This window comes from Mesorhizobium sp. M4A.F.Ca.ET.020.02.1.1, assembly GCF_004022645.1.
Taxonomy (GTDB): Bacteria; Pseudomonadota; Alphaproteobacteria; order Rhizobiales; family Rhizobiaceae; genus Mesorhizobium.
Genome location: NZ_RZOI01000490.1, coordinates 1 through 4666, shown reverse-complemented (window position 1 = coordinate 4666; position 4666 = coordinate 1). Strand labels below are relative to the sequence as shown.

The following is a 4666-nucleotide window of genomic DNA, read 5'->3' as shown; positions in this document are numbered from 1 at the left end:
CCGCCTGAAGCACCCCAGCTCCCCCCCCCCCGCCGATCGTCTCTCGCCCGCGCACCCCAGCACGCCGGGAGGCTCGGCTATTCCGGAGGCATCTCATGTCCACCCATCCCCCGTTCCGAAAGGTGTTCGAGGGCATCGCGACCCGGTCGCAGATGTTTGCCCTCTTCAATCGCCACAGAGATAAGCCGGGTGTCGATCCCCTGTCCGGCGTGCCATATGCGTCGGAATGGTTCGAGATCTCGGCCAGCGAATACCATTTCATGCTCGGACTTCTGCCACCGCTCTTCCAGCGAACCGGCATGTTCGGCATGTCCGAATGCAAGGCCGGCAATGTCACCAGCGTCTTCTTCGCGATCAGGATCCGCGCCCGCGAACGGTGGTTCCACGGCTTCTGCGATCTCTCCGACAAACGCAGCCCCGATGCCATGCGGGCAGCGATCATCGCGCATGAGACGGGTGCGGTCGACAGCATGACGCGCGAGGAAAAGCTCGAGGCGATCTGGTCCGCCACACATGCGGACTTCAGGGGCATCGCCGGCGAGACCAACCCCGATGCCTGGCCACCGGAGCATCATGGCAAGCGGACCATCCTTGTTTACACCGTCGGGCAGGGCACGACCCTCAAGCTTCTGCAGGATCTGACCGACGAAGAGATCGACAGCCGCATGCCGGCAGTCCACGCACGGTCGAGGAGGAAAGGGGGCAACGATGCGAAACCATCGTAAGCCGCCGCGACAGGCGGACGAGCCGACCTGGGAGGCGCACTCCGCTTACACTGCCGACCTTGGAGCTCCGGACAGGTGCCGATACCGGCGCACACCGCCCGGCTCCCCGACCGTCGCCGATCTGGTTCGGCCCGGCGATACGGTCTCGACCTCCTACGGCACCGAGGGTGTCGTGATCGAGGTGAAAGGATACTTTTATGCAGCACCGACGGGCGAGACGCTGTCGCATTTTACCATCGTGTACGTGCTGCCCGATCGCGCTGAAAAATACCGCGATACCGACCGTCACTGGATCAATGAGTGCGTCGCGGTCGGCGATCGCATCCTGATGCTTTTCGAAGCCAATGCGGATGAGGTCTTCGTCGTCGGCCGTGCCCGATCGGCCGAGATACCTCCTTTCCGTACCGTCCTGATCACCTAGAAACTCAATCGATCAGGACGACATCACCGACCGCCGGTTTCGGCGCGCCGACTGGAACCGGACCGAGCCCCCGACTTCCCTGCCCAGCGCTTGCGTCGGGCATCGCTTTTCCATGACTGGAGCAAGACCATGCCGAGGTTCACAATCGAAACCACCTACCGCATGCCGTACTACCGACATCGAGTCTACGACGCCGCCACGCCCGAAGAAGCATGTCGCCTCGCCATCGAGGATGACGACTGGTCGAGTGAACTGCCCGACTATGAGTGCGCCGGCCCCACCTATGTCACGGGCGTCTGGAAAGGCGGCGGCGCCGCCTATGAGGGCAAGGAGATCCCAGTACCGTCGCATTTCGACGAGACCACCCAACGCAAGGCCGATCATTTCTCTGAGCTGCTCGACCAGCTCGCTTTCGTCGCACGACTCATGGGCGTTTCGCAGGTGGAGTTCGAACGCTGGTTGCCAAAGGCGATGGCAGCGGTCGAAAAAGCCAGGGCGATCATCGAGGAACGCCGAGACTCCAACGAGCAAAAATAGCGATCGCTCCGCCCAACCCTCAGGAGGTTCAAAATGCCGACATATCGACTCGGATCGAGCCCGCTCGTTCATGCTCCAGGTCTGATCAAATGGGCAATCAACGCATATGCCTTCCCGCGCGATCGCGCCGTCATCCTGCGTGTCGTCACAGAAACTTGGCCCGGGTTGCCGGAAGAGCACGCCATCCTTCTTCTCTCCCGTGCGCTTGCGTACAAACTCGATGACGACGCCGTCGTACTCGAAATCTTGGAAAACACCGCCACGGCTGCACCAGCCGAGCCCTGCGTTCGCGCGACTTCACGCGGCACAAGGGAGATCGGGCAATGACCGAATATGTCGTAAAGCTCCGCTTCTGGCTTCGCTGCTGGGACAGTATGACGATCGATGCCGGCAACGACGCTGACGCGATTGCCGCGGCCCCGCAGCTTGCCAGTGAGATGATGCTTTCGGCGAGCTATCCGGAATCCATCGAAGTCGATGAGCGCCGTGAAGGGCTCATTTCCTATATTGACCGCGTCGATATGGAGGGCCGCGATGAGATCGCCGAGGCGATCGAATTCGACGGCGCGCGACCCCTGTTTCCGAAGGCGGCGGCCCTGATTTCGCGTCTGGCGCAACTTAACATTGATGACGTCCAGAGCGAGGCCGACCTGCGCGAGCTTCTAGCAGGCTTCGCGCTTGAGGCGCGCCACATCTCGCCGGACGTTCCGCCGTGGCCAGGATCGCCGCACAGCTGCGACACCTAGCCGCCAGTCCAAGAGTCCTTCGCCGGTTCTTTCGGCCCATATCGCTGGAGGGAGAGAGGGGCCGGGAGGAGTGCGGCCTTGCCGGGGCGCAGAGAGCGTGCCGGCAGGGCGGACACTATCGCTCGAAGGACATCTCCATGAACATCGTCACCACCACATCGACCGTTGCCCGGACGGTCGCTCCCCCTGCCGCGCCGCCGACCCGCACCACCGACACCGCTCAAGCGATTCATCAGGCGTCAACTCAGCTTCTTCCCTTCCTTGAGCAGGGCCAGCCTGTCACCACAGCAGCGCTGCGCACCATCATGACCGGCAGCTTCGGCGGCACCGATGCGCAAGGCTTCTGGGTCTGGAAACACGCCTATGAGGCGCTGGAAGCCGCTCAGGTCCTGTTTCTGCGCCGCTTCGGTTCCGCGATCCTGTCGCGATCGGCCTCGCAGCAGGCGGCGTTGGCGATGATGAAACGCATCGCCGAACTCCTCCCCACTCACACGCGGCGCTCCGACGAGAGCCAGGCCATGCAGCAGCTGTCGACGCCGCTGCCGCTCGCCTTCGTCACCGCTCATGCTGCCGCGATCTCCTCTTCGGACTTCGTTCTCGAACCTTCAGCCGGCACCGGCCTTCTTGCCGTCCATGCCGAGATTGCCCGGGCGTCGCTCGCGCTCAACGAGATTGCCGCGACCCGCGCCGATCTGCTCGGCCTGTTGTTCCCGCGCGTTCCGGTTTCCCGGCATGACGCCGCCCATATCGACGATCATCTCGACGACGCCGTCGAGCCATCCGTGGTGTTGATGAACCCGCCCTTCACCGTGGGCGCCTATGTCGACGGACACGTCGCGGATGCAGCATGGCGGCATGTCTCTTCGGCCTTTGCCCGTCTGCGCGCCGGCGGTCGCCTGGTCGCCATAACCGGCACCGGGCTCTCGCCCGAAAACCCCAAATGGCGGCCGGCCTTCGAGCGGCTCCAACAGCAGGGCAGGGTGGTTTTCACCGCAGCGATCGATGGTCGCGTCTACGCCCGCCACGGCACGACGGCGGAAACCCGCCTGACCATCATCGACAAGACGCCAGCGTCCGATCCGTCCGCATTCGCGGCCTCGCCCGGCAAGGCTACCGATGTCGAGACACTGCTCTCCTGGATTTCCGACCTGCCGCCACGCACACCGGGCGGCTTTCCGGATTCGATCGGAGCTCTGGCGAACAGCATCCTGCACAACGCCGCTGCGCAGATGGCCGCGCGCTCGGCAGCCAGAGCTGCGCCGATCGCAGCATCGGCTGCTGTCGCGAAGAGCACGCGGCCAGTTCTTCCTGTCGCCCGGGCGAAGCCAGTCCGTCCGACCACCTCGGCCAGTACATCAGCTGTTCCTCTTTCCTATGAACTGCGCGACTGGATACCCGAGGTGGGCGGTCGCATCACTGACACGATCTACGAGCGCTATGCCCTGCAGTCGATTCACATCCCGCGTGCGAAACCCCATCCGACCCCGCTCGTCCAGTCGGCGGCGATGGCCGCGGTCGCGCCGCCGAAACCGTCGTACCGGCCTCTCCTTCCTGATGCGATCATTGATGAAGGGCTGCTATCCGACGTCCAGATCGAGAGCGTCATTTATGCCGGCGAAGCCCATTCCGACCATCTCGCCGGCGCCTGGACGGTGGATGAAACCTGCGACGTCGTCTCGGCCGCTCCCGACGGCGCAGAGAATGCTGTTCGCTTTCGCCGTGGCTGGTTTCTGGGAGACGGTACCGGCTGCGGCAAGGGGCGACAAGTCGCCGGCATCATCCTCGACAACTGGCTGCAGGGCCGTCGGCGCGCGATCTGGATCTCAAAGTCCGACAAGCTGCTGGAAGACGCACAGCGCGATTGGGCTGCCCTCGGGCAGGAACGGCTTCTCGTCCAGCCGCTCTCGCGCTATCGGCAGGGCACGCCGATCCGCCTTGCCGAAGGCATCCTGTTCACGACCTATGCGACGCTGCGCTCACAGGAGCGCGACGGCAAGAAGTCTCGCATTGCGCAGATCGTCGATTGGGTAAGCCAAGAGGCGGGGAACGCCGGAGGCGCGACAGGAACAAGTAAGTCTTTTGATGGCGTCATCGTCTTCGACGAAGCCCACGCTATGGCCAACGCCGCCGGAGGAAAAAGCGAACGTGGCGACGTCGCGCCCTCGCAGCAGGGCAAGGCGGGCCTGCGCTTGCAGCACGCGCTTCCCGGCGCGCGCGTCGTCTATGTCTCGGCGACC

6 protein-coding genes are annotated in these 4666 nt (G+C 63.9%); all 6 read left to right on the top strand.

All coding sequences use genetic code 11. From position 1 onward, the window contains the following. The first annotated feature begins 95 nt into the window (after window positions 1–95). Window positions 96–725: a DUF1419 domain-containing protein gene (locus EN742_RS24910; RefSeq protein ID WP_128333404.1), complete on the top strand. Its 630-nt coding sequence runs from the start codon at window positions 96–98 to the stop codon at window positions 723–725. Further along, window positions 709–1146, top strand: coding sequence for a hypothetical protein (locus EN742_RS24905; protein ID WP_128333403.1), 438 nt, complete (start codon window positions 709–711; stop codon window positions 1144–1146). The genes EN742_RS24910 and EN742_RS24905 overlap by 17 nt, the downstream gene beginning before the upstream one ends. Window positions 1147–1275: 129 nt before the next feature. Further along, window positions 1276–1683 (top strand): hypothetical protein, encoded by a 408-nt coding sequence (locus EN742_RS24900; RefSeq protein ID WP_127426887.1) that lies wholly within the window; start codon window positions 1276–1278, stop codon window positions 1681–1683. 33 nt (window positions 1684–1716) lie between these two features. Next, on the top strand, window positions 1717–2010 hold the full coding sequence (locus tag EN742_RS24895) for a hypothetical protein (RefSeq protein ID WP_189375561.1): 294 nt from the start codon (window positions 1717–1719) through the stop codon (window positions 2008–2010). 47 nt (window positions 2011–2057) lie between these two features. After that, complete coding sequence (locus tag EN742_RS38235; RefSeq protein WP_189375559.1) at window positions 2058–2429, top strand: hypothetical protein; 372 nt, start codon at window positions 2058–2060, stop codon at window positions 2427–2429. A 137-nt stretch (window positions 2430–2566) separates the two neighbouring features. Further along, window positions 2567–4666 (top strand): strawberry notch family protein (locus EN742_RS24885; protein ID WP_189375557.1); only part of this gene is annotated, 2100 nt, incomplete at its 3' end.